Raw genomic sequence first — 22802 nt, forward strand, 5'->3', positions numbered from 1 at the left:
AATAGACTATTATAATTCTTTAAGGTTTAATAAAACTTGTTCAGGATATTGCATACTAATACAGTGCAAAGAACCATGTTGATCAATTAACGGTAAACAATCTAAACCAATTACTTTCCTGTCTGGAAAAATAGATTGAATAATCTCTAAAGCTTCTTGATCTTGAGGAACATTATAGGTCGGAACCAATACTCCATTGTTAACAATTAAAAAATTTGCATAGGTGGCAGGAATACGTTCTCCATCACTGTCAAAACAAGCATTTGGCCAAGGCAAAGGAATTAAATCATAAGGTTCGTTATTACTATTGGTAAAGGTTTTTAATTGTGTTTCCATTTTTTGTAAAGCAGAAAAATGTTCGTCTTTTTCATCCTCACATTTTACATAAGCAATGGTGTTTTTGTTACACAATCTTGCCAAAGTGTCAATATGAGAATCGGTATCATCACCAGCTAAATAACCGTGGTCTAACCACAATATTTTTTTAAGTCCAAAAGTGTTTTTTAAATAAACATCAATTTGTTCTTTGGTCATGTTTGGATTACGGAATTTAGACAATAAACATTCAGATGTTGTTAACAAAGTTCCTGCTCCATCTGATTCTATAGCTCCTCCTTCTAAAACAAAATCTTCTACCTGAATCTTTAGGTTTTTAAAAACAGAAGTCTTTAAGTTTTGGGTAATTTGATTGTCTAAAGTAGCTTCAAATTTTTGTCCCCAACCATTAAAAATAAAATCTAATAAAATAGGTTTTTCATCAGCTAAAATGGTAATCGCTGCATGGTCTCTAGCCCAAGTATCGTTTGAGGGAGTTTCAATAAAATAAATAGGCCATTCGGTCTTGTTAACAAAATATGCTTGAACCATATTTTTATCAAAACAACCAACTAAAACGGGCTGAAAGCCAGCTGTGTTTTCAACAATGTTTACAAAACAATTTACGACCTCTTTGTACATATAAGCCCAATCACTCTCGGGGTGTGGAAAGGTAAATTGTATAAAACTTTGTGCTTCCCATTCTGCTGGGAAACGAACTTTTGAATGTTGATTTAACATAAAAAATAAACGTCTAAATTGTTGGCTAATTTAACCTAAGAATTTTAAATCAAAATATTTTATACATAAATTTTGAACGATTTTTAATGTGTTGATATATAGTTATATATGTTTTAGTATTATTGTTCTGTTTTAAAACTATTTTGTAGTTTTTTATTATAATTCACTGTCTTATAAAAGTTTATGTTGTTTTTTTTTAAAGAGTGTGATAATTATCATGGTAAATATATGTTAATTAATGTAGTTTTGGTTTTTACAGGTGACTGATATACAGTTGATTATGTTTAATTATTAAAATATATGATCATGAGAACTAAATATATTATACTCGTAATGGTTTACGTATTATTTCATATTACAGGATTAATAGTAGCACAAGAAAAAGGAATTATACAACTTTATTTAGACCCTAAAATGATGGTTGAAGGACCTTATGCTGATAGTAAAAGTGGTGAGTTGGATTTAATGATTAAAGCTGGATTGAGCAATAAGACCTATGAAATGGGATTTTTTGTAGAGCAATTTAAAGCTTTGAGTTATACAAGTATTGGGGCATATTATAATAAAAAAGTAAATGTGGAGAAAATACTACCGATGTTAAATAGGTTTGAATTCTCTGCAGGTTTAGATACTGGGTTTATTCATAGAATTATTAGTAATCAAAAAAATTATTCTTTTACAGCAGCTTTAAATGCAGAGACAAAATATTATATTAAGAAAAACTTTGGAGTCAGTTTATTATCAAACTATAGATATAGAGGAGACTTGGTGCACTTTTATGATACTAAAAACCCCATGTTGTTTAGTGGGTATGTAGGTTTGTTTTATAAGTTTTAAATAAAAAGTGAAAAGGGATGACTTTTTGGTCATCCCTTTTTTATTAGTTTTTATTTTTTACATAAATAAGTTTGTGTCTGCTCTTAGGTGTTTCTCTTTGTTCAATTTCAAATTCATCAATGGAATCCATCATAGGAGTTAGTTTTTCAAAACCATAGTTTCGGGCATCAAAACTAGGACGTTTTTTCTGTAACAAACTACCAACATCTCCTAAGAAAGCCCAACCATCATCATCGGAAACATCAGAAATAGTAGCTCTAATCATTTTAATTAGTTTAGGAGTAATGCTATCAATATTTTCTTTTTCGGCAGTTTTGTTATTTTCTTTTTTATCTTGTCCTTTTCTTAAAACTTCTATATAAATAAATTTATCACAAGCCACAATAAAAGGTGTTGGTGTTTTCTTTTCCCCAATTCCAATGACTTGCATCCCCGCTTCTCTTAATCGGGTAGCCAACCTTGTAAAATCACTATCACTAGAAACCAAACAAAAGCCATCTACTTTTTCTGAATATAAAATATCCATAGCATCAATAATCATGGCAGAATCCGTAGCATTTTTACCTGTAGTGTAAGCGTATTGTTGAATAGGAGTGATAGCATTTTCTAATAATAAATCTTTCCATTTTCCTAAATGGGGTTTGGTCCAATCTCCGTAAATTCTTTTAATGGTTGGAGTTCCGTATTTGGCAATTTCTTCCATCATTTCTTTAACGGGGGATGAGGGAATATTATCTCCGTCTATTAAAACGGCTAGTTTAATGTTCATGTGTTTTTATTTTTATGATCTAGTTCTTTTGGATTAATCATGTTGGGTAAAATTACGGATTGAAATCCACTTTTTAATGTATACCACCAACTATGATACATAGATCTGTTTTTTGGTCGTTTATAATACATGTTACCTGTTCGGTAATTTTTAGTATTGGGAATGTTATTTTGTTTGATTAAAAAATTATTGATCAGAAAGGTAGGGAGTTTTTCAATAATATGCTCGTCATCATCAAACAATCCTATTTTTACATTTTTATAGTCTAAAATAATGTCTCCATAAGCTTTGGTGTTGTTACCATATATAGAAAAATCTAATCGAGTACATGCTCCAGAATGAATTCTGATTCTTTTGTTTAGTAGTAAAAAAGAATTGAATTGTTCAAAGTCAAAAGGACTTACATTTCCTTTAATGGTGTATGGAAATAATTTAGGGGTTAACCAAAAATCGATATCTAAATTGATAGTGTTTTTATTTAAAACCAATGCTTTTAGTTCTAGGTTGATTTTATGTTCTTTAATATTTTGAATATCATGTATGCTAGCATTTATTTTGTTGAAAAATATTAAAGCTTTTTGTTTTGTTTTTTTGCTGATGACTTCAATATCAATTCTATTGTTTTCTAAAATGATTTCTTGAATTTTAATTGGAACTTTAGAAGAATATAGCAGCTCATTAAGTAAGGGTTTATAAGCATTTGGGTCAGGATCTTTATTCTCATCAACCAAAACAGTTAACAAAGCATCTTTAAGAAGAATTTTGTCTAGAATGATTGATTTTTTTTGAATGATAGCATTGTAATCAATATTGCTAACAGACAGTTTAGGAATCTTTAGTTCTGTAATAGGTTTTTTATAAGGGTATTTCTTTCTCCATTCAGCATCACTGATAAGAGGATTTAAATGGGCGTTATATAGAGTTGTTGTTTTTTGATTGGTGTCTATTTTATCCCAAGTAAATTTATAATCACTATTAATATTTGTGTAAATTCCTTTGGATGTAGCGTATTTAATATTTTTAAAACTAAGGTTGTTTTTGTTGATTTCTAAGTTTTCTAAATCAGCATTTAGTGCTTTAATATTTAGTTTTTGATCTGCTTTTACAGCATTTATATTAGTGTTTTCTATTTGTACATGATTTACTTTAAAAGCGAATTCAAAATTTTTAAAAGTCTTGGAATTTGTTTTATTCTTAATGTTAGATAAATTGATGTCTACGTCTTTAATTACAATTTCTTTTAAATGAATGGTTTTGTTTTTAAGTAAAGAAAACCATTGAATATTGATGAATTCTAGTTTTTTGGCAGTAACATGATGTCCGTTTTTTTTATAAATAACATCTTTTAAATAAAGATGATTACAGTGCCATGCAACACGAATATTTGTAACAGATAGTTCTTTAATATCATTTATTTTGTTTTTGATATAACCTTCTGCTGCATAAGAAATAATAGTGAAGAGTAAAACAACAAATAAAACACTACTCGTAATAAGTTTTATGATGAATTGTATTTTATTATTGAGTCTCGGTTTATTCATTAACAGCTTTTTATCTTTAAAGATATAAAATAAAAGAGGTTAAATATTTAGAGACAAAGTTTATCTGTCAAACAAAAGATTAATGTAGATCAACTTTTTGATAAAAAAAGATTTTAAGCAGCGTGTCTAAAACTGCATTCCTACTTTAAAGTTTAGAATACGGCCTGTTAAAATATTTGGAACACTGTTATAACGTTGACTATCTACATCGTAAATCCAAGTATTGGTGGTGGTATTTTGAATATCAAACATGTTAAAAAGTTCTATTCCTAATTCTAATTCTTTAAATCGACTTAAAAAACCAGAAGTATATTGTTTGTTTTGGTCTACAATAATATATGATGCTCCCAAATCAGCTCTACGGTACGGTCTTAATCTTGTTTGAAAATTATACCTATCCACCGTTGTACTATTATCTGCTCTTGCATTTATAGGAGCTCCACCGGGCAAACTACTGTTTAGAACCAAATTTAAAAACACTTTAAAATTAGGATTGCTAGGTACATAATCTTGAAACAATATGGCCAATTTAAAACGCTGGTCTGTAGGTCTAGCAATATAACCTCTGTTGTTGGTGTTTTCTTGGGTTTTTAACAAACCAAAACTTACCCAACTTTCTTTACCAGGCACAAATTCTCCACTTAACCTTAAATCTAATCCTGTGGCATAAGCTTTTGTATTGTTGTTGGCATCATATCTAACCCTAACATTATCTAAAGAATAAGCATTTACATCATTTAATTTTTTGTAATACACTTCGGAAGTCATTTTAAAAGGACGTTCCCACAGGGTAAAACTATACTCGTTAGCAAATACATAATGAATAGATTCTTGTGCTTTTAAATCACTTTGAATATCTCCATTTACATCTCTTAGTTCTTTATAAGATGGCGGTTGATGATAATAACCAGCAGACAATCTAAAAACCATATCAGTATGTTGCCAATCAGGTTTTAAAGAAAGTCTAAAACGTGGACTAATGGTGTTTTGAAATGATGAGGTTGTTTGTGTTTTGTTGTTTTTAATGTTCCAAAACTGAGATCTGATTCCTGCATGATGCCATAAAATATGATCGCCCAAATACCATTTTTTATTCCATTGAAAGTAGCCAGAAAACCTATTGATGTTTACATCGTTCTGAGCTTTTACTTTATAATACAAATCTATGGGAGCGGTAAAAGGATCAAAAGGTTGGTTGTTAACGGTGTTTAAATTCGGGTTTCTTAAAGTCAATCCATTATCATCTATAGCTTTCCATTCGTTTACTCTGTCTCTAATGTTTTCACTTTGGAATTTTGTTCCTATTTCAAAATGATGTTCGTTGATTTTATGTTGAAGAGACACTTTTACATTCTGAATTAAAATATCTAAATCATTTCTAGCATGATCTAATTGTGTTCCTACTCCAGAAGTATATAATGGATTTCCGCTGGTAGGATTTACTTCGGCAATAGAATACGCTCCATAAATATCATAATACTCTTGTTCTTGAGTGTTAAAAGCAGAACCTGTAATATCTAACTTGGTATTTTTTGTAAAGTCATATTTATAACTTAAGGCTCCAAAATAAGTATTAAAATCATCTTGTTCATTCCCTTCATAAAAAACTACTAACTCTCTAGGCTGAAATAAACCTCCAAATTTTGTAACTCTAGAAATAGGCGTAAAGTTGTAATTGTTCATGGCAATGTTTCCTAAAAAATCAACACTACTTTTGTTGTTAATTTTGTAAGATAAATAGGTTTGTATATCTGCAAAAACTGGTTTAAAATTGGTTTTGGTGTCTTTGCTACTGACCAATAATTGATTGTTACGATATCTGGCTCCTATTAAGGTAGATAACTTTTTATTTAAAAATAAGTTCTCGTAAGTATAACTAGCTCCCAACAAATTTAAGTTTACTGTAGAAAGTTCTTTGGTGGGTTTTTTATAATGGATGTTTAATACAGAAGACAATCTATCACCATATTTGGCTTCAAATCCACCGGCAGAAAAATTGATGTTTTCTGTCATATCAGAATTTAAAAAACTCAATCCTTCTTGCTGTCCAGATCTTATTAAAAAAGGACGATAGATTTCAATTCCATTAACGTATACTAAATTTTCATCAAAACTACCGCCACGAACACTGTATTGTGTACTTAATTCATTACTGTTGTTCACTCCAGGTTGAGTCATTAACAAATTCTCTATTCCTGCATTGGCACCTGGAATTCTTTTGAATTTTTTAGCCTTTAGTTTTACAATTCCTTCTTGAGCAGCTTGATAACTTTTTAGGTTGACTTCCTCCATTTCTTGAGATTCAATTTTAAGAACAGGGGAATATTTAATGGTTTTGTTTTTATATCCTTTAAAGGTTTTAAAAACAGAACCGTAACCTAAATATGAAAATTTAACTAGGGTCTGTTCGTTGGCAGGAATTTCAATTTTGTATGCACCATTTTCATCACTAACTACTCCTTTTTGATGATAGGTAATGTTTACGCCAGATAAAGGTTCTTTGTTTTCATTTGTTATTGTACCCGCTACAAATCCTGTTTGAGAAAATAGGAGAGTAGTATATAAAAAAACGAAAAGGGATAAAATTGTTTTCAATAGGTTTTTTATTTGTAAAAGCTAGCTTCGTAAGTTTTGGTATTTCCTAATACATCTTGAATTTTAAGCTTAAAAGCATGCTGTTGTTGGGTAGCTTTTAAATCTTCTAAGTCAAAAAATAATCTGTTTTTTTTAGGTTGATACTCCATTAAAATCCATTTTCCATCAATGGTAGCGTAATAGTTTTTGATGTCAGTTTCTTTGTCTTTTATATGAATACTCAACGTTTTATGATTGCTTATATTTTGTTTGTTATAAAAGCTAGGTTTGTAAATAATTGGGGGAATACTATCAAATTTTAAATAGAAATCACCTAAATATTTTGTGTTGGTATATATTTTATTGTCTTTTCTGTAAGTACTTACATAATTATAGTGACGTCCACTTTTATAGGCAAAATACACATACTTTTTTTCATTGGCAGATAAACTATCTGTAAAATACGTTAACGTATAATTTTTGTTTAAGGGTAAATTGGGTTTGTGAACATGAACGGCATTTTTACTCACACGATAGTCTAAATAAACATCCTCGTAAAAAGTGTTTTTAGGGAATCTAATTTCTGAATTCCCTTGTTTAAACACTGTATATTTATTTTGATTTACAAAATAAGGCGTTTCTAAATTTTCCTTAATAATAGGAGTGATGATTTTATTCCCTTTGATAGGAACTCTAATAATGGTAGTATTATTAGCAAAATCTTTTACAATAATTTCTACACGATAATGTTCTTGGTCTTTAATTTGTAAAAAACCTTTGTTTTGATCTGTTTTGTAAATAGACAATCTATTAGACGGATCTATATAAGTTTTTTGATATTTTTTACGATGCTTTGCATAATATCCATAATCAATTAACAAATTGATGTATTTACTTTCATCAAAAGCAAAAGTTTCTAAATCGTGATGATAGACCAAAGTATCGTTTACAGTCATATCAATACTATAAACCCCATTTTTATTGGGAGCATTGTTCAGTAAATCATGTGTGTTGATTTGTAGCCCAATTGTTCCGATAGCTTCTACTTCATCAGAAACAAATAAGTGACTGTTTATTTTTTCTACATGAATATTTTGAGCTACAGGAATTTGATTTACCGCAGCATTTTCTCCTATAGGAGTAACTCTTAGTCCACCAAAATGAGGGGTGATGTTGTCAGGAACCTCTAATCCAAATAACAATGGATTGATGATTTTTTCTGTTTTGGTATCCCTAATTTCAAAATGTAAATGAGGAGCTGTAGATCCTCCAGAATTTCCAGAATAGGCAATAATCTCATTTTTTTCTAAAGCCAATTCGTCCCTATTTGGAAAAACTTGAATTTCAAAAGACTCTTTTTCGTATTGTTTCTGTTTGATGTATTTTTCAATTTTATCACTAAACTTTTGTAAGTGTCCATAAACGGTTGTATATCCGTTAGGATGGGTAACATAAATGGCTTTTCCATATCCCCAAAGTGAAATTTTAATTCTAGAAACATATCCTTCTTTGGCTACATGAACTTCTTTTCCACTAATTCCTTTTGTTTTGATGTCTATTCCAGAATGAAAATGATTGGTTCTTAATTCACCAAAAGTTCCAGCAAGAATGATAGGGAAGTCCAATGGATTTCTAAAATCATTTTTAGGGTATTTTTGTTGACTAAATGTGATACAAAAAGTAAGTAAGTTGACTAAAAAGAGATGTTTTTTCAAAAAAATGCATTTAAGGGTTACACAAAAATATTATAATATCTTAAAATACACTTATAAAAGTCTGAGAAACAAACTTTATAATGAATTTTACAATTTAGTGTATAAAAAATTGGATTTAAGAATAACAATGCTATTTTTGTATATAAGGTTTTAGCGATATTAACTATGGGAAGTCAACAAAATATCATTGCCTCGTTAGAGGCTAATATTGAACAACTTCTAGAGCGCTACGAGTTTTTACAAAAAGAAAATCAGATTTTATCTAATAGTAATTTTGTGTTACAGCAGACTAATAAAGGATTGGAAGACGAAATTTCTTTTTACAAAGAACAGTTGCAAGTGTTAAAAATTGCTAAAACTATAGGAGGTAGTGAAGGATATAAGAAGGATACGAAAGCTAAAATTGATTTTTTAGTTGCAGAAATAGATCAATGTATTAAAGAATTAAATACATAAGCTCTTTTAAAATGGCGGATACATACAAAATTAATGTAGCAATAGGAGGTAGAAATTATCCCATTTCTGTAAAATCTACAGAAGAAGAACAAGGGGTAAGAGCCGCTGCTGTAAACATTAATAAGTTAATAGCAGATTATGAAAGTAATTATGCTGTAAATGATAAACAAGATGTTTTAGCCATGTGTGCCTTGCAGTTTGCTTCTATTTTAGAAGTAAATAAGGTCATCAAAGAAGAAGAAAATAATGCAATAACAACTAAATTGTCAAAATTAAATAGTAAATTAGAATCGTATCTAGATAAATAGAAAGTTCTTTACATAGAAATAAAAACACTGCCTACTTTGGTTTTCGTTTGATAAACTCAACACTATATCTTTAAAAAGGATGAGTCTATTGTGTTAAAGCGAGCTGTATTTTGTACAGATACTTGATCACAATGTTAGTCCTAAAACATGTTTTTTGGAGTTTATAAAACTAACCTCAGTAGGTTTTTTTATATATATAATTTAACTCAAACTAATGAATACAATCATAATACTCGTTGCTATTGCGGCCTTAATCGTAGGGTTTATAGTAGCAAAAATGCTAGAGAAGTTTAAGGCTTCTCAAATAACGGTTCAGGCAGAAAAAGAAGCTGCTTCTATTGTTAAAGAAGCAAAATTGACTGCAGAAACTGTTAAGAAAGATAAAATTTTACAAGCCAAAGAAAAGTTTATTGAGCTTAAAGCTGAACATGAAAAAGTAATTTTATCTAGAGAGAAAAAAGTTGCCGAATCTGAAAAAAGGGCAAAGGATAGAGAAACCTCTCTAAATAAAGAAATAGAACGTGAGAAGAAATTAAACAAATCTCTTGAAGAAAAAGAATCTGATTATGCGTACCGTTTAGAGTTTTTAGAAAAGAAACAAGCAGAGTTAGATAAAATGCACAAAAAGCAAGTAGATATGCTTGAGTCTATTTCTGGTTTGTCTGCTGATGAAGCCAAAATACAATTGGTAGATTCTTTAAAAGCTGAAGCCAAAACAGATGCCATGGCTTATATAAGAGATACTCTGGAAGAGGCAAAATTAACAGCAGAGCAAGATGCTCGTCAATTAATTTTAAACACCATTCAGAGAGTGGGAGTAGAGCAATCTATAGAAAACTGTGTGTCTGTGTTTAATATAGAATCAGACGATGTAAAAGGTCGTATTATCGGTCGTGAAGGTCGTAATATTAGAGCGATTGAAGCTGCTACGGGAGTTGAAATTATTGTAGATGATACACCAGAAGCAATTATTCTTTCTTGTTTTGACCCTGTTCGTAGAGAAATTGCTCGTTTGTCTATGCATAAATTGGTGACAGATGGCCGTATTCACCCTGCTAGAATTGAAGAAGTAGTAGAGAAAACAGAAAAACAAATTAACCAAGAAATTATAGAAGTTGGTAAACGTACAGTGATTGATTTAGGAATTCACGGTTTACATCCAGAATTGATTAAAACCATTGGACGTATGAAATTCCGTTCATCATATGGACAAAACTTATTACAACACTCTAGAGAAGTTGCTAATCTTTGTGGATTGATGGCAGCTGAATTAGGGCTGAATGTGAAGGCTGCAAAAAGAGCAGGATTGTTACATGATATAGGTAAAGTGCCAGATACTGAAAGTGAATTACCACACGCATTATTGGGGATGGAATGGGCAGAGAAATATGGTGAAAAACCAGATGTTTGTAATGCCATTGGAGCACACCACGATGAAATTGAAATGAAGACCATGTTAGCACCAATTGTTCAAGTTTGTGATGCAATATCAGGAGCAAGACCAGGAGCAAGACGTCAGGTATTAGATTCATACATTCAAAGATTAAAAGACTTAGAAGATTTAGCATTTGGATTCACTGGAGTTCAAAAAGCTTATGCGATTCAAGCAGGACGTGAATTACGTGTATTGGTTGAAAGTAATAAAGTAACAGATGAGCAAGCTTCAGATTTATCATTTAATATTTCTCAAAAAATACAAACTGAAATGACTTATCCAGGTCAGGTAAAAGTTACGGTAATTAGAGAAACAAGAGCGGTGAATGTAGCGAAGTAATCTTTTATTTATCATATAAAAAAAGCGTTTTTAGAAATTTCTAAAAACGCTTTTTTGTTTGTTGATTTGTGTATTCGTTGAATTGAGAATTTGTTTTTTCACTACTCACTACTCACTACTCACTACTCACTACTCACTACTCACTACTCACTACTCACTACTCACTAATTCCTCGCTCTAGGATGATATTTATTCACAACCTCACTCAGTTTGGTTTTGTCAACATGTAAATAAATTTCGGTAGTGGTTATGCTTTCGTGTCCTAATAAAGCTTGAATCACAGTTAGGTCAGCACCACCATTAAGTAAATGACTTGCAAAAGAATGCCTAAAGGTGTGTGGACTAATTGTTTTTTTGATGTTTGCTTTTTCTGCCAATTGTTTAATAATGGTAAAAATCATCACTCTTGTTAGTTGATTTCCCCTTCTGTTTAAAAACAATATATCTTCTTTTCCTTTGTTTGGTGGTGTTAAAGGTCTTTGTTGATTGATATAATTACTAATGATATTTTCGGTGTACAAGTTTGTAGGAACCAAACGTTGTTTGTTTCCTTTTCCAGTAATTTTTATAAAACCTTCATCAAAATATAAATCAGAAATTTTTAGGTTGATGAGTTCACTGACACGTAATCCACATCCGTATAAAGTTTCTAAAATAGCTCTATTTCTTTCTCCTTGTGGATGAGATAAATCAATGGCATCAATAATTTTATTGATTTCTTCTTCGGATAAAGTATCAGGAAGTTTTAGTCCTATTTTTGGAGATTCAATAATATCCATGGGGTTATCTTCTCTGTAATTTTCAATCAACAAATAATCAAAAAAGGAAGAAAGACCAGAGATCAATCTAGCTTGAGATCTGGCTTTATGTGTTTTAGAGTAATGATAAATAAAGTTTTGTAAATCAGCCGTTGTAATATTTAAAGGGGTGATTTCTGATTCAGAAAAATAAACTTTGAGTTTTTCACAATCCCCCTGATAGTTGATAATGGTATTTTGAGATAATCCTTTCTCTATGAGTAGGTATTGGGTAAATTCTTTGATGTAGGAGTTCCAGTTCATTATAAAGTAAAAATAAGGATTATATACTTAGAAATAACAAGTGTTTTTTAATGTGATATTATAATTATGTTTACTGTATTACCCTTGTTTTTTCTTATTTTTGACATTAATCAATATTTTGACAATGATGAGAATTTTAATATTAAATGGTCCCAATTTAAATTTGTTAGGAAAAAGAGAACCAGAGATTTATGGCTCAGAAACTTTTGAACAATTTTTCGAAACACTAAAAGATAAATATTCAGATATCACATTAGAATATTTTCAATCGAATAGTGAAGGAATATTGGTAGATAAAATTCATGAAGTAGGTTTTACCTACGACGGAATTGTTATGAATGCAGGAGCCTACACGCATACTTCTGTAGCTATTGCAGATGCAATTAGTGGGGTGACTACTCCGGTAGTAGAAGTGCATATTTCTAATACACACAAAAGAGAAACTTTTAGACATAAATCTTTTTTATCTCCCGTTTGTAAAGGAGTGATTTTAGGTTTTGGATTAAAGAGTTATGAATTAGGTGTGGAGAGTTTTATAAAGTAAACAATGAACAAAGAACAAAGTTGGTTATACGAAATAACCCCAAAAAACAATCTTTTTGATTTAAACTTAAAGGAAGTTTGGCGTTATAGAGATTTGTTATTTCTTTTTGTGAAAAGAGATGTGGTAACAATGTATAAGCAAACCATATTAGGACCTTTGTGGTATTTAATTCAACCTTTGTTTACCTCAATAATCTTTACGTTGGTATTTAACAAAATTGCCAATATCAGTACTGGGGGGATACCCCCTTTTTTATTCAATTTGGCAGGGATTACCAGTTGGAATTATTTTAAAGATTGTTTGACAGAAACCTCAGATACCTTTAAGAAGAATCAAGCCATTTTTGGGAAGGTTTATTTTCCTAGGGTTATCATGCCAATGTCAGTAGTCATCTCAAATCTATTAAAGTTCGGAATTCAATTCGGAATTTTTGTTTGTTTTTACGTGTATTTTGTTTTTAAAGGTAGCTCAATTAGTCCCAATATGTACATGCTAACATATCCTGTTGTATTGTTATGTATGGCGATGTTAGGATTAGGATTAGGAATGATTACATCATCAATGGTTACTAAATACAGAGACTTAACTTTTTTAATTTCTTTCGGAGTCCAACTTCTAATGTACGTTTCATTAGTGAGTTTGCCCTACAGTTTATTTAAGGAAAACAATTTAACCTGGGCAGTTGATTATAATCCTGTAGCGCATATTATTGAGTATAGTAGATATGTGATGTTAGGTGAGGGGTCAGTGAGTCAGTTTGGAATATTATATACGATAGGGATTTCGATATTTGTTTTCTTTTTTGGGATTTTAGTTTTTAATAAAACTGAAAAAAGTTTTATAGATACGATATAATATGGAAGAGAGCAATGTGATATTAAAAGTAGAAAACATCTCTAAACAATATCGATTAGGAACTTTAGGAACAGGAACCATTAGTCATGATTTAAATAGATGGTGGCACCAAATAAGAGGAAAAGAAGATCCTTATCTTAAAATTGGAGAAACTAATGATAGGTCTACAAAAGGAACCTCTGAATATGTATGGGCTTTAAAGGATATTTCTTTTGAAGTAAAAAAAGGAGAGATTATAGGAATCATTGGAAAGAATGGAGCAGGGAAGTCTACTTTATTAAAAATTTTATCTAGAGTAACAGGACCAACTACAGGAAGTATTAAAACCAAAGGTAGAATAGCTTCTTTACTAGAAGTAGGGACTGGTTTTCATCCTGAAATGACAGGACGTGAAAATGTATATTTAAACGGAGCAATTTTAGGAATGACCCAAAAAGAGATCAACGCTAAAATTGATGAAATTATTGCTTTTTCAGGTTGTGAACGTTATATAGATACACCTACTAAACGTTATTCTAGTGGAATGACCGTGCGTTTGGCATTTGCGGTGGCAGCTTTTTTAGAACCTGATATTTTAGTGGTAGATGAAGTTTTAGCAGTGGGGGATGCAGAGTTCCAGAAAAAAGCCATTGGTAAAATGCAAGACATTTCTAATAGTGAGGGAAGAACTGTATTGTTTGTGAGTCATGATATGACAGCAATTAGAAGTTTGTGTCCAACTACGATAATGCTTAAAAATGGTAGTGTGTATAAAATTGGAAGTACAGATGAAGTTATTGATGAATATTTAAAGATTTCCGTTTCCGAGCATGATGAAAATTTAAAAAAATCTAAATTCATAAAAGAAATTTCTCTTGAGACTAATACAATCAATATTTTAGATAAACTCAGTGTTGAGTTAAAGTTTAGGGATAGATTTGAAGAAAAAATCAACTACTGTTTTATAGGTGTTGAAAATATGGATCAAAAAAGAATATTTTCTATAGGAACTCATTTAGATAAAGAATTTTCAGGAGATTTTAAGCCAAATGATAAATTAATTTGTACCATAGATAATGTTAATTTGATACAAGGAAGTTATAAAGCTATGGTGGCTATTGGAACCAATATTCCTAGAGCAAATTTAGAAGTAATTCATGACGCTTTTTCATTCAAAGTTATCAATAATGATGTGTTTGAAAATGGAATGTCTCTTAATAGGCAACAAGGTGAGATAATTTATAAATCAAAATGGCTGATAAATGAATAAATATCTTGTTGTGATACCTTCAGACCCTATAGCTGCTTATGAGGCAAAAGGCACATCATCGTGGTTAAAGGATTATTATAATCCTAATGGTTATTTTGATCAAGTGTATGTACTTTCTCCAAGAGAAAATAAAGAAAGAGAAGCTTATGGTTTAAAAATAATTCCTGTAAAATCTAATAGAGATTATAAAAAAAAGTTAAAAAAAATAAATCCCGTTTGTGTTAGAGCATATGGTGGATATTGGGCAACTGATTACGCAAATTATAATAGAGTCTTTGGAATTCCTGTTGTTTCTAGTATCCATGATACAAATCCAAATTTAATTCATGACAGTTTAAAGTTTTCAGACAAGTACATTACAATGAGTAATGTTATAAAAAAGATATTATTAGAAAATAAATATGCTGAAGAAGATGAGGTTTATGTTTTAGGGAATAGGGTTGATTTAAATACTTTTAAAAAAATAGATGCTGATGTAAATATTAATGTTCAAAGTATTCGAAGTAAATTTCCATCAGGCAAAATGATTTTACATATAGGAAGAGTTAGTGAACAAAAAAATTTTGAGACAGTAATAAAAAGCTTAAAGTTTTTAAATCCAGAGTTTTTTATAGTACATATTGGTATTGGGGACTTTACAACAATAAACCCTATAGTAGAGAAGGAAAATTTAACAAGCAGAATATTTCATGTATCTAAAGTAGAAAATAATGAATTAGCATACTGGTATAATGCAGCAAATGTAGTTTGTAATCCAAGCAAATGGGAAGGGTTTGGAGTAGTCTTTATAGAAGCAGCAGCTTGTAAATCTAAAATTGTCACTTCTAACATAGCACCTATGAATGAGTTTTTAGTAAATGACCATCAAATGAATTATTTGGTTGATGATTACGAAAACCCAAAGAGAATATCTGAGGCTATTTATAAATTGTTGGATGCAGAAGAAAGTAATAATGATACGTTAAAAATTATAAGAGAGAAATTTTCTAAAGAAGTAATTTCTAATTATGAAATACTACAGTATAAAGGCATTCAGGATAAAAAGAAGTATAAGAGTGTAACTTATTTTTTTTGGAAGTTTAATTTTATATTAAATAGATATTTTAATTACGGTTTAAAAATTATTAAAATTCCAAAAAGAGTATGGAAGAAAATCAACTCGTATCTATAATACTTCCTGTTTATAATGGAGAAACATATTTAGCTCAATCTATAAAAAGCTGCTTAAGTCAAACCTATAGAAACATAGAGCTTATTATTGTAAATGATTGCTCTACAGACAATACATTAGCTATTGCAAAAGATTTTGCTAAGAATGATACTAGAGTAAGAATTGTTAATAATTCCACAAACAAGCGTTTGCCTGCAAGTTTAAATATTGGTCATAGTATGGCTAAAGGAGATTTGTTAACCTGGACAAGTGATGATAATATGTATTTACCAACAGCAATAGAAATAATGGTCAATACGATTTGTAATCAAGATGCTGATTTTGTTTATGCTGACTTTATTCAAATTGATGAAAATTCAAATGAATTAAAAACTTTCCATCTAGAAGAACCGCAAGAGGTTATATGGAGAAATGTTATTGGTGCTTGTTTTTTATATAAAAAAGAAGTTTATGTAAAAAATAATGGATACGATGAAAAGTTATTTATGGTAGAGGATTATGATTTTTGGTTAAGAGGTTTTATGAAACATAAATTTTTCCATATAAATAAAGTACTTTATAAGTATAGAATTCATAAGCAAAGTTTAACTCATGAGATTAATAATGTAAATTCTGAAAAGCAATTAATTTTTGAGAATAATAAATATAAAATGTACGCAAGTGTTTTTGATGAATATAAATTTCCAATAGAACTTCAAAAACTAATTATCCAATTTCAAAAAACACATACTATTGATAGTCATATACTAATTAAAAATATAGAGAAAATAAAACAATTTTATTCGAGTGTATTTCATTTATCAGATTATAAACAACATATTTTTTGTTTAAAAGATAAGTATATCAAAGGAGTAAGAGTAACTGGTAATACACAAGGTATTATTCCCTTTTTTAAACTAATTTATTTTTTTCATTCTGTAATGACGGTTAATGATTATAAAACAGCTTTGAAAATAGCAACATATAAAATTTTAAAAAAATAATTATGGAGCCTTTAATTACAATTTTATTAACTACCTACAACAGGGCACATTTAATAGGAGAAACCTTAGACTCTATTATTGCACAAACTTATACTAATTGGGAATGTATTATTGTGGATGATAATTCTATGGATAATACAAAAATAGTTGTTAATGAGTTTGTAAACTCTGACGATAGAATAAAATATCTAGTTAAAGACAAACTAATAAAACAAGGGCTACCAGCGGGTAGAAATATAGGAATAAAAAAAGCTAAAGGACAGTATCTAGTTTTTTTTGATGATGATGATATTGTTCATTATCAACTTATAGAAATATGTGTTAAAGAGTTTTCTAAAAATAAAAATATTGATTTTGTACATTATGAAAAACAATCTTTTGAAGGGGCTTTTAATAAAGATTCCTTAGAGTTAATCTTAAATTTTGAAACAGAGCAATTAGAAGGAAATATATATGAAAAAATAGTTTTAGGAACATTGCCTTTAGCATCTTGCACCGTAATGTGGAAAACGGAGTTGTTTGAGGAAGATTTATTTAAAGAAGAATTAATGTACGCAGAAGAATGGGAGTGTTATTCTAGGATTCTCATTAAAAATAAATTAAGAGGAGTTTATATAAAGGAACCCTTGTATTTTAATAGAAAACATAGTAAATCAAATACAGGTGAATTTTGGAGTAATGATCCTATAAGAATGTCTTCATATGTTAAAGCACAACAATTAGTTTGTGAGAATTTAATAGATTCTAATTTAATGACAAATAAGCTAAAGAAATATTTTTACCATAAAAGTTATACTTTAAAATCAAAATTGATTATTTCTAAATTATTAGAACAAAGTTTTATGAACAAAGTTTATTTTTGGATATATCCATTAAAATTTAATTTATATAAATTTCTAAAATAATTTGAAAAACATCTTAATCATATCAGAATCTATAGACATAGAAGACAGTAGTGGTTCTAAGGTAAATGTAGCTTTGATACAAAATCTTAAGAAGATAGGATATCAAATAAAGGTATTGCATTATACTAGAAAAAATATTCAATTAGGTAACGAAATTGAGTGTATTGCTATTCCTGAAATTAAATTTTCTTTAAATTATATTTTAAGTAGAACACAACGTGTTTTTCAAAGAATTACAAAATTAAATGTGTCTAAATTTTTAGAAAATATATTCGGACATTCTTTTACATTTTTTAATGATTCTAGAAGTATTACTAAAGCTGTTAATAAAAATTATTGCGAGGAAGATTTAATTATTACCCTAAGTAAAGGAGCTAGTTTTAGGCCACATCATGCTATGTTAAGATTGCCTAATTTACATAGTAAATGGATGGCTTATGTTCATGATCCTTATCCTTTTCATTTTTATCCAAGACCTTATAATTGGGTGGAGGCTGGATATCAATACAAAGAAGATTTTTTTAGAAAAGTATCCGAACAAGCTAAGTACAGTGCTTTTCCAAGTCTGTTGCTTAAAGAATGGATGGGGAGTTATTTTCCTAATTTTTTAAAAACAGGAGTCATTATTCCTCATCAAAATCTAGAAGTAGAAATTAAAAATAGCGAAATTAATTTACCTAATTATTTAGATACAAATAAATTTAATTTACTACATGCTGGTAATTTAATGAAACAACGTTCCCCTATAAGTTTAATAGAAGGGTTTAAATTATTTTTGAAAAAAAATAAAGAGGCTAAAGAAAACTCTAAATTATTGCTGTTGGGTCATGCTGCTTATTACAAAAATAAATTAATCAAAGAAATTAATCACAATATATATTGGAGTCAAGGAAATGTGCCCTTTGAGGAAGTAGATGTTGTTCAAAAAAATGTATCGGTTAATATTATTTTGGAATCTAAATCAGAAATTAGTCCGTTTTTACCTGGTAAATTTCCACATTGCATAAGTGCTAATAAACCTATTTTATTATTAGGACCTTATTATAGTGAAAGTAAACGTTTATTAGGAAATGATTATCCATATATAACAGAAGCTGACGAAGTGGAGAAAATCTCCATAAAAATAGAAGAACTATATTATAGTTGGAAACAAAATTCAGACCTAAAATTAAATAGACCTGATTTAGAAAATTACATTGGGATATTTTATTTAAAAGAAATTATAGAAACGTTGGCTTAATGAAATTTTCTATTGTAATAACAACTCGAAATAGATTAAAAGATTTAAAAATTACTTTAAAATCTTTAGGAAAAATTCTTGTTAGAAATGATATTGAATTATTGATTTGTGATGATGCCTCAATTGATGGAACTCAAGAGTTTTTAAAAGAAAAATATTCAGAACATCATTTGATTTTAAATAAAAAAAGTAAAGGATTAATTGCTAATAGAAATACACTAAATAACTTAGCAAAAGGAGAGTATATTATTTCTTTAGATGATGATGCTCATTTTTTAACAGAAAATGTTGTAGAAGAAATAGAAAAATGTTTTGTCGAAAATCCTACATGTGCAGTTCAAAGTTTAAGAATTTTTTGGGGAATAGAAACACCAAATGTTTTAGTTGAAAAAGATACAAGTCAAATTTGTAAAGGATTTGTTGGGTGTGGTCATGTTTGGAGAAAAAAAGCTTGGGATGAAATACCAAATTATCCTCAATGGTTTGTGTTTTATGGAGAAGAAGATTTTGCTTCTTTTCAATTATTAAAAGAAGGATGGGAGGTTATATACAATCCAAAAGTATTAGTGCATCATCGAGTAGATATTAAATCTAGAAAAAAACAGAAAGATTACAGATTAAGGTTAAGAAGATCTTTACGATCAGGTTGGTATTTGTATTTGCTTTTCTATCCGATAAAAGAAATTCCAAGAAGGTTTTTATATACCTTATGGATACAAGTAAAAAAGAAAACTTTTAAAGGAGATGTAAAAGCTACACTAGCTATTATACAAGCTTTGTTAGATATTTTTTATAATATTCCAAAACTGAGTAAAAACAGTAATCGATTGACAAAAAAAGAATTTAAATTGTATCAAGAATTACCCGACACAAAATTATATTGGGATCCAAATAAAGAATAAAATGTTTATCATAGCAGAAATAGCGCAAGCACACGATGGAAGTTTAGGAATGACACATGCCTATATAGATGCGGTGGCTAAAACAGGTTGTGATGCCATTAAGTTTCAAACTCATATTGCGGAAGCAGAAAGTAGTATTCATGAACCTTTTAGAGTAAAGTTCTCTAAACAAGATGCTACTAGAATGGAGTATTGGAAACGTATGGAATTCACACTAGAACAATGGAAAGATATCAAACAACATTGTGACGAAGTAGGCTTAGAGTTTATGAGTTCTCCTTTTAGCAATGCTGCGGTAGATTTGTTAGAAGAAGTAGGTGTAAAACGCTATAAAGTAGGTTCTGGCGAAGTTAATAATTTTGTGCTGTTAGAAAAAATAGCGCAAACTGGTAAGCCTGTTGTTATTTCATCGGGGATGAGTTCTTATGAAGAGTTAGATAAAACCATAGCGTTTTTAAAATCAAGACAAGTAGATTATTCCATTTTGCAATGTACAACAGCCTATCCAACAAAACCTGAGCAGTTTGGTTTGAATGTAATTCAAGAATTAAAAAATAGATACCAAGTTCCTATTGGTTTTTCAGATCATTCTTCAGCTATTGAAGCATGTATTGCTGCCACTGCTTTGGGAGCTGAAATACTAGAATTTCATGTGGTATTTGATAAAGAAATGTTTGGTCCCGATGCCAAAGCATCTTTAACCATGGCTGAAACTACTAAATTGGTAAAAGCAGTAAAAAACATAGAGAAAGCACTTAAAAATCCTGTTGAGAAATCTGATATTTCTCAATTTGATACCTTAAAATCTATTTTCGAAAAATCTTTAGCCATTAACAAAGATTTAAAAAAAGGACATATGTTAAGATTTTCGGATTTAGAAACCAAGAAACCTAAAGGATTTGGTATCTTGACGAGTGAATACGAAAAGATCATCGGGAAAAAAATCAACAAAGATTTAAATCAATGGGATTTTTTAAAAGAAGAAGATATAACTGAATAATATGGCCATTAAAAAAATATGTGTAGTTGTGACTGCACGTCCATCTTATAGTAGAATTAAAACGGCGTTAATAGCCATTAAAAATCATCCTGATTTAGAGTTACAATTGGTGATTGCTGGTTCCGCTTTATTGGGTAGGTATGGGAATGCAGTAGACTATATAGAAAAAGATGGTTTTAAAGTAGCAGAAAAGGTTTTTATGGTTTTAGAAGGCGAAAATCCTACTTCTATGGCCAAAACTACAGGATTAGGAGTCATGGAATTGGCCAATGTTTTTTATCGCTTACAACCAGATGCTGTGGTAACCATTGCAGACAGATTTGAAACAATCGCAACAAGTATTGCTGCTGCTTATCAAAACATTCCATTAGTACATATTCAGGGAGGAGAAGTTACGGGAAATATAGATGAAAAAGTTCGTCATGCCAATACCAAATTAGCAGATGTACATTTGGTGGCTTCCGAAGATGCTAAGCAAAGAGTTTTAAAAATGGGAGAAAATCCAGAGATGGTTTTTAATACAGGATGTCCGTCAATAGATTTGGCAGATGAAATTAAAAAGAATCCAACTTTAGATTTTGACCCTATTCAAAAATACGGAGGTGTTGGAGTAGAAATTAATTGGAAAGAACAAGGATACCTTGTAGTGATGCAACATCCTGTAACCACAGAATATGCATCGGCAAGAAAAGATGTAGAAGAAACTTTAAAAGCGGTTCACGAATTAAACATGCCTACTTTTTGGTTTTGGCCCAATGTAGATGCAGGTTCTGATGGAACTTCTGGAGGAATAAGGTCTTTTAGAGAAATACACAAACCACAAAATATTCATTTTTTTAAAAACATGGAACCTAATGATTTTTTAAAATTATTGACAAATAGTAAATGTTTGATAGGGAATTCTAGTGTGGGTATTCGTGAGTGTTCTTATTTAGGCGTACCTGTGGTAAACATAGGAACACGTCAAAATAAAAGAAAAAGAGGAAATAATGTGTTGGATACCGTTTATGATAAAAATGAAATCATAAAAAGCATTCAGAACAGAATTTCAGTTACAGATATTGTATCAGAAAATATTTATGGTGATGGAAAATCAGGACAAAGAATAGCCAATATACTTGCAGAGACTACATTAACTTTTCATAAAACAATTGTGTATTAATGAAAGTATTAGGAATTATACCCGCCAGAGGAGGTTCTAAAGGAGTTCCTAGGAAGAATATTAAATTATTGGGAGGAAAACCTTTGATTCAATACACTTCTGAGGTTGCTTTGGCTAGTAAATGGATTGATACAGTTGTTTTAAGTAGTGATGATGATGAGATTATAGAGGTTTCAAAAAAAATAGGAATTGTGGTTCCTTTTAAAAGGCCTTCTGATCTAGCTATAGATACAACCCCAACTTTACCTGTAATTCAACATGCTTTAACGTATTATAAAAGTATCGGTGTTGACTTTGATGCTGTTTGTTTGTTACAAGTAACCAGTCCCTTTAGAACGGTTGATTTTTTAAATAAAGCCATTGAAAAGTTTATAAAGGCAGATACGGATAGTTTAGTTTCTGTACAAGAAGTACCACATGAATACAATCCTCATTGGGTGTTTGAAGAATCTTCTAATGGAAATTTAAAAATAGCGACTGGTGATGAGCAAATTATTTCTAGGAGACAAGATTTACCTAAAGCTTACCATAGAGATGGTAGTATTTATATAACCAAAACTTCGGTTCTTTTAGAACAAGATTCTTTATATGGAAATAGTGTTGCTTATATAGAGTCTCCTAAAGAATGGTATGTAAATATAGATACGATGGAAGATTGGGCGAAAGCAGAAGAATTGTTTAAAAAAATAAAAAACTAAAC

Annotated in this window: 21 protein-coding genes and 1 other RNA gene; 16 read left to right on the forward strand and 6 right to left on the reverse strand. The window is 29.8% G+C overall.

Going from position 1 to position 22802, the window contains the following annotated elements; genetic code table 11:
* Positions 1-9 precede the first annotated feature (9 nt).
* Entirely contained in the window at positions 10-1056 is a 1047-nt protein-coding gene (locus tag QVZ41_RS09655; RefSeq protein ID WP_302884365.1) for an agmatine deiminase family protein, read from the reverse strand.
* Positions 1057-1362: 306 nt separating this feature from the next.
* On the opposite strand from QVZ41_RS09655, the gene QVZ41_RS09660 reads away from it, so the two are divergent.
* A complete protein-coding gene (locus QVZ41_RS09660) occupies positions 1363-1893 on the forward strand; it encodes a hypothetical protein (protein WP_302884366.1) in 531 nt (176 codons plus the stop codon).
* A 43-nt stretch (positions 1894-1936) separates the two neighbouring features.
* Here the strand turns inward: QVZ41_RS09660 and QVZ41_RS09665 are convergent, their stop codons facing one another.
* The 4 genes from QVZ41_RS09665 to QVZ41_RS09680 all read right to left on the reverse strand — a co-directional run bounded on the left by QVZ41_RS09665 (position 1937) and on the right by QVZ41_RS09680 (position 8492).
* Positions 1937-2662 (reverse strand): NYN domain-containing protein, encoded by a 726-nt coding sequence (locus tag QVZ41_RS09665; RefSeq protein ID WP_302884367.1) that lies wholly within the window; start codon positions 2660-2662, stop codon positions 1937-1939.
* The gene (locus QVZ41_RS09670) at positions 2659-4203 is read right to left on the reverse strand and encodes a hypothetical protein (protein WP_302884368.1); all 1545 of its coding nucleotides are present in this window, start codon (positions 4201-4203) and stop codon (positions 2659-2661) included. Before QVZ41_RS09670 ends, QVZ41_RS09665 begins: the two co-directional genes overlap by 4 nt.
* Positions 4204-4329: 126 nt before the next feature.
* Positions 4330-6798, reverse strand: coding sequence for a TonB-dependent receptor (locus QVZ41_RS09675; RefSeq protein WP_302884369.1), 2469 nt, complete (start codon positions 6796-6798; stop codon positions 4330-4332).
* Positions 6799-6806: 8 nt separating this feature from the next.
* Positions 6807-8492 (reverse strand): M23 family metallopeptidase, encoded by a 1686-nt coding sequence (locus QVZ41_RS09680; RefSeq protein ID WP_302884370.1) that lies wholly within the window; start codon positions 8490-8492, stop codon positions 6807-6809.
* Positions 8493-8657: 165 nt separating this feature from the next.
* Between QVZ41_RS09680 and QVZ41_RS09685 the strand changes: the two genes are divergently transcribed.
* From QVZ41_RS09685 to rny, 4 genes are all read left to right on the forward strand, one after another.
* The gene (locus tag QVZ41_RS09685; RefSeq protein WP_302884371.1) at positions 8658-8948 is read left to right on the forward strand and encodes a hypothetical protein; all 291 of its coding nucleotides are present in this window, start codon (positions 8658-8660) and stop codon (positions 8946-8948) included.
* An 11-nt stretch (positions 8949-8959) separates the two neighbouring features.
* A complete protein-coding gene (locus tag QVZ41_RS09690; RefSeq protein WP_302884372.1) occupies positions 8960-9256 on the forward strand; it encodes a cell division protein ZapA in 297 nt (98 codons plus the stop codon).
* Between the two features lie 54 nt (positions 9257-9310).
* Positions 9311-9419, forward strand: a non-coding RNA gene (gene ssrS / locus QVZ41_RS09695) — 6S RNA.
* Between the two features lie 51 nt (positions 9420-9470).
* A complete protein-coding gene (gene rny, locus QVZ41_RS09700; RefSeq protein WP_302884373.1) occupies positions 9471-11030 on the forward strand; it encodes a ribonuclease Y in 1560 nt (519 codons plus the stop codon).
* Between the two features lie 164 nt (positions 11031-11194).
* Here rny and xerD read toward each other — a convergent pair whose 3' ends face one another.
* Positions 11195-12091, reverse strand: a complete 897-nt coding sequence (gene xerD, locus QVZ41_RS09705) for a site-specific tyrosine recombinase XerD (RefSeq protein ID WP_302884374.1) — start codon at positions 12089-12091, stop codon at positions 11195-11197.
* Positions 12092-12215: 124 nt separating this feature from the next.
* Here xerD and aroQ point away from each other — a divergent pair, with 124 nt between their 5' ends.
* The 11 genes from aroQ to QVZ41_RS09760 are packed head-to-tail and all read left to right on the forward strand — an operon-like array spanning position 12216 to position 22800.
* Positions 12216-12635, forward strand: a complete 420-nt coding sequence (gene aroQ, locus QVZ41_RS09710; RefSeq protein ID WP_302884375.1) for a type II 3-dehydroquinate dehydratase — start codon at positions 12216-12218, stop codon at positions 12633-12635.
* Positions 12636-12638: 3 nt separating this feature from the next.
* Positions 12639-13490 carry an ABC transporter permease gene (locus QVZ41_RS09715; protein WP_302884376.1) on the forward strand — a complete coding sequence of 284 codons (852 nt, stop codon included), beginning with the start codon at positions 12639-12641 and terminating at the stop codon, positions 13488-13490.
* 1 nt (position 13491) lies between these two features.
* Positions 13492-14739, forward strand: coding sequence for an ABC transporter ATP-binding protein (locus QVZ41_RS09720; protein WP_302884377.1), 1248 nt, complete (start codon positions 13492-13494; stop codon positions 14737-14739).
* Positions 14732-15910, forward strand: a complete 1179-nt coding sequence (locus QVZ41_RS09725; protein ID WP_302884378.1) for a glycosyltransferase family 4 protein — start codon at positions 14732-14734, stop codon at positions 15908-15910. The genes QVZ41_RS09720 and QVZ41_RS09725 overlap by 8 nt, the downstream gene beginning before the upstream one ends.
* On the forward strand, positions 15883-16893 hold the full coding sequence (locus QVZ41_RS09730) for a glycosyltransferase family 2 protein (protein ID WP_302884379.1): 1011 nt from the start codon (positions 15883-15885) through the stop codon (positions 16891-16893). The genes QVZ41_RS09725 and QVZ41_RS09730 overlap by 28 nt, the downstream gene beginning before the upstream one ends.
* Positions 16894-16895: 2 nt before the next feature.
* Positions 16896-17798 (forward strand): glycosyltransferase family 2 protein, encoded by a 903-nt coding sequence (locus tag QVZ41_RS09735; protein ID WP_302884380.1) that lies wholly within the window; start codon positions 16896-16898, stop codon positions 17796-17798.
* A 1-nt stretch (position 17799) separates the two neighbouring features.
* On the forward strand, positions 17800-19038 hold the full coding sequence (locus tag QVZ41_RS09740) for a glycosyltransferase family protein (RefSeq protein WP_302884381.1): 1239 nt from the start codon (positions 17800-17802) through the stop codon (positions 19036-19038).
* Positions 19038-19940: a glycosyltransferase family 2 protein gene (locus QVZ41_RS09745; RefSeq protein ID WP_302884382.1), complete on the forward strand. Its 903-nt coding sequence runs from the start codon at positions 19038-19040 to the stop codon at positions 19938-19940. Before QVZ41_RS09740 ends, QVZ41_RS09745 begins: the two co-directional genes overlap by 1 nt.
* Position 19941: 1 nt before the next feature.
* A complete protein-coding gene (locus QVZ41_RS09750) occupies positions 19942-20940 on the forward strand; it encodes an N-acetylneuraminate synthase family protein (RefSeq protein WP_302884383.1) in 999 nt (332 codons plus the stop codon).
* A 1-nt stretch (position 20941) separates the two neighbouring features.
* Positions 20942-22102, forward strand: a complete 1161-nt coding sequence (gene neuC / locus QVZ41_RS09755; protein ID WP_302884384.1) for a UDP-N-acetylglucosamine 2-epimerase — start codon at positions 20942-20944, stop codon at positions 22100-22102.
* On the forward strand, positions 22102-22800 hold the full coding sequence (locus QVZ41_RS09760) for an acylneuraminate cytidylyltransferase family protein (RefSeq protein ID WP_302884386.1): 699 nt from the start codon (positions 22102-22104) through the stop codon (positions 22798-22800). Before neuC ends, QVZ41_RS09760 begins: the two co-directional genes overlap by 1 nt.
* The last annotated feature ends 2 nt before the right edge of the window (positions 22801-22802 follow it).

This window comes from Wenyingzhuangia gilva (genome assembly GCF_030519655.1).
GTDB lineage: Bacteria > Bacteroidota > Bacteroidia > Flavobacteriales > Flavobacteriaceae > Wenyingzhuangia > Wenyingzhuangia gilva.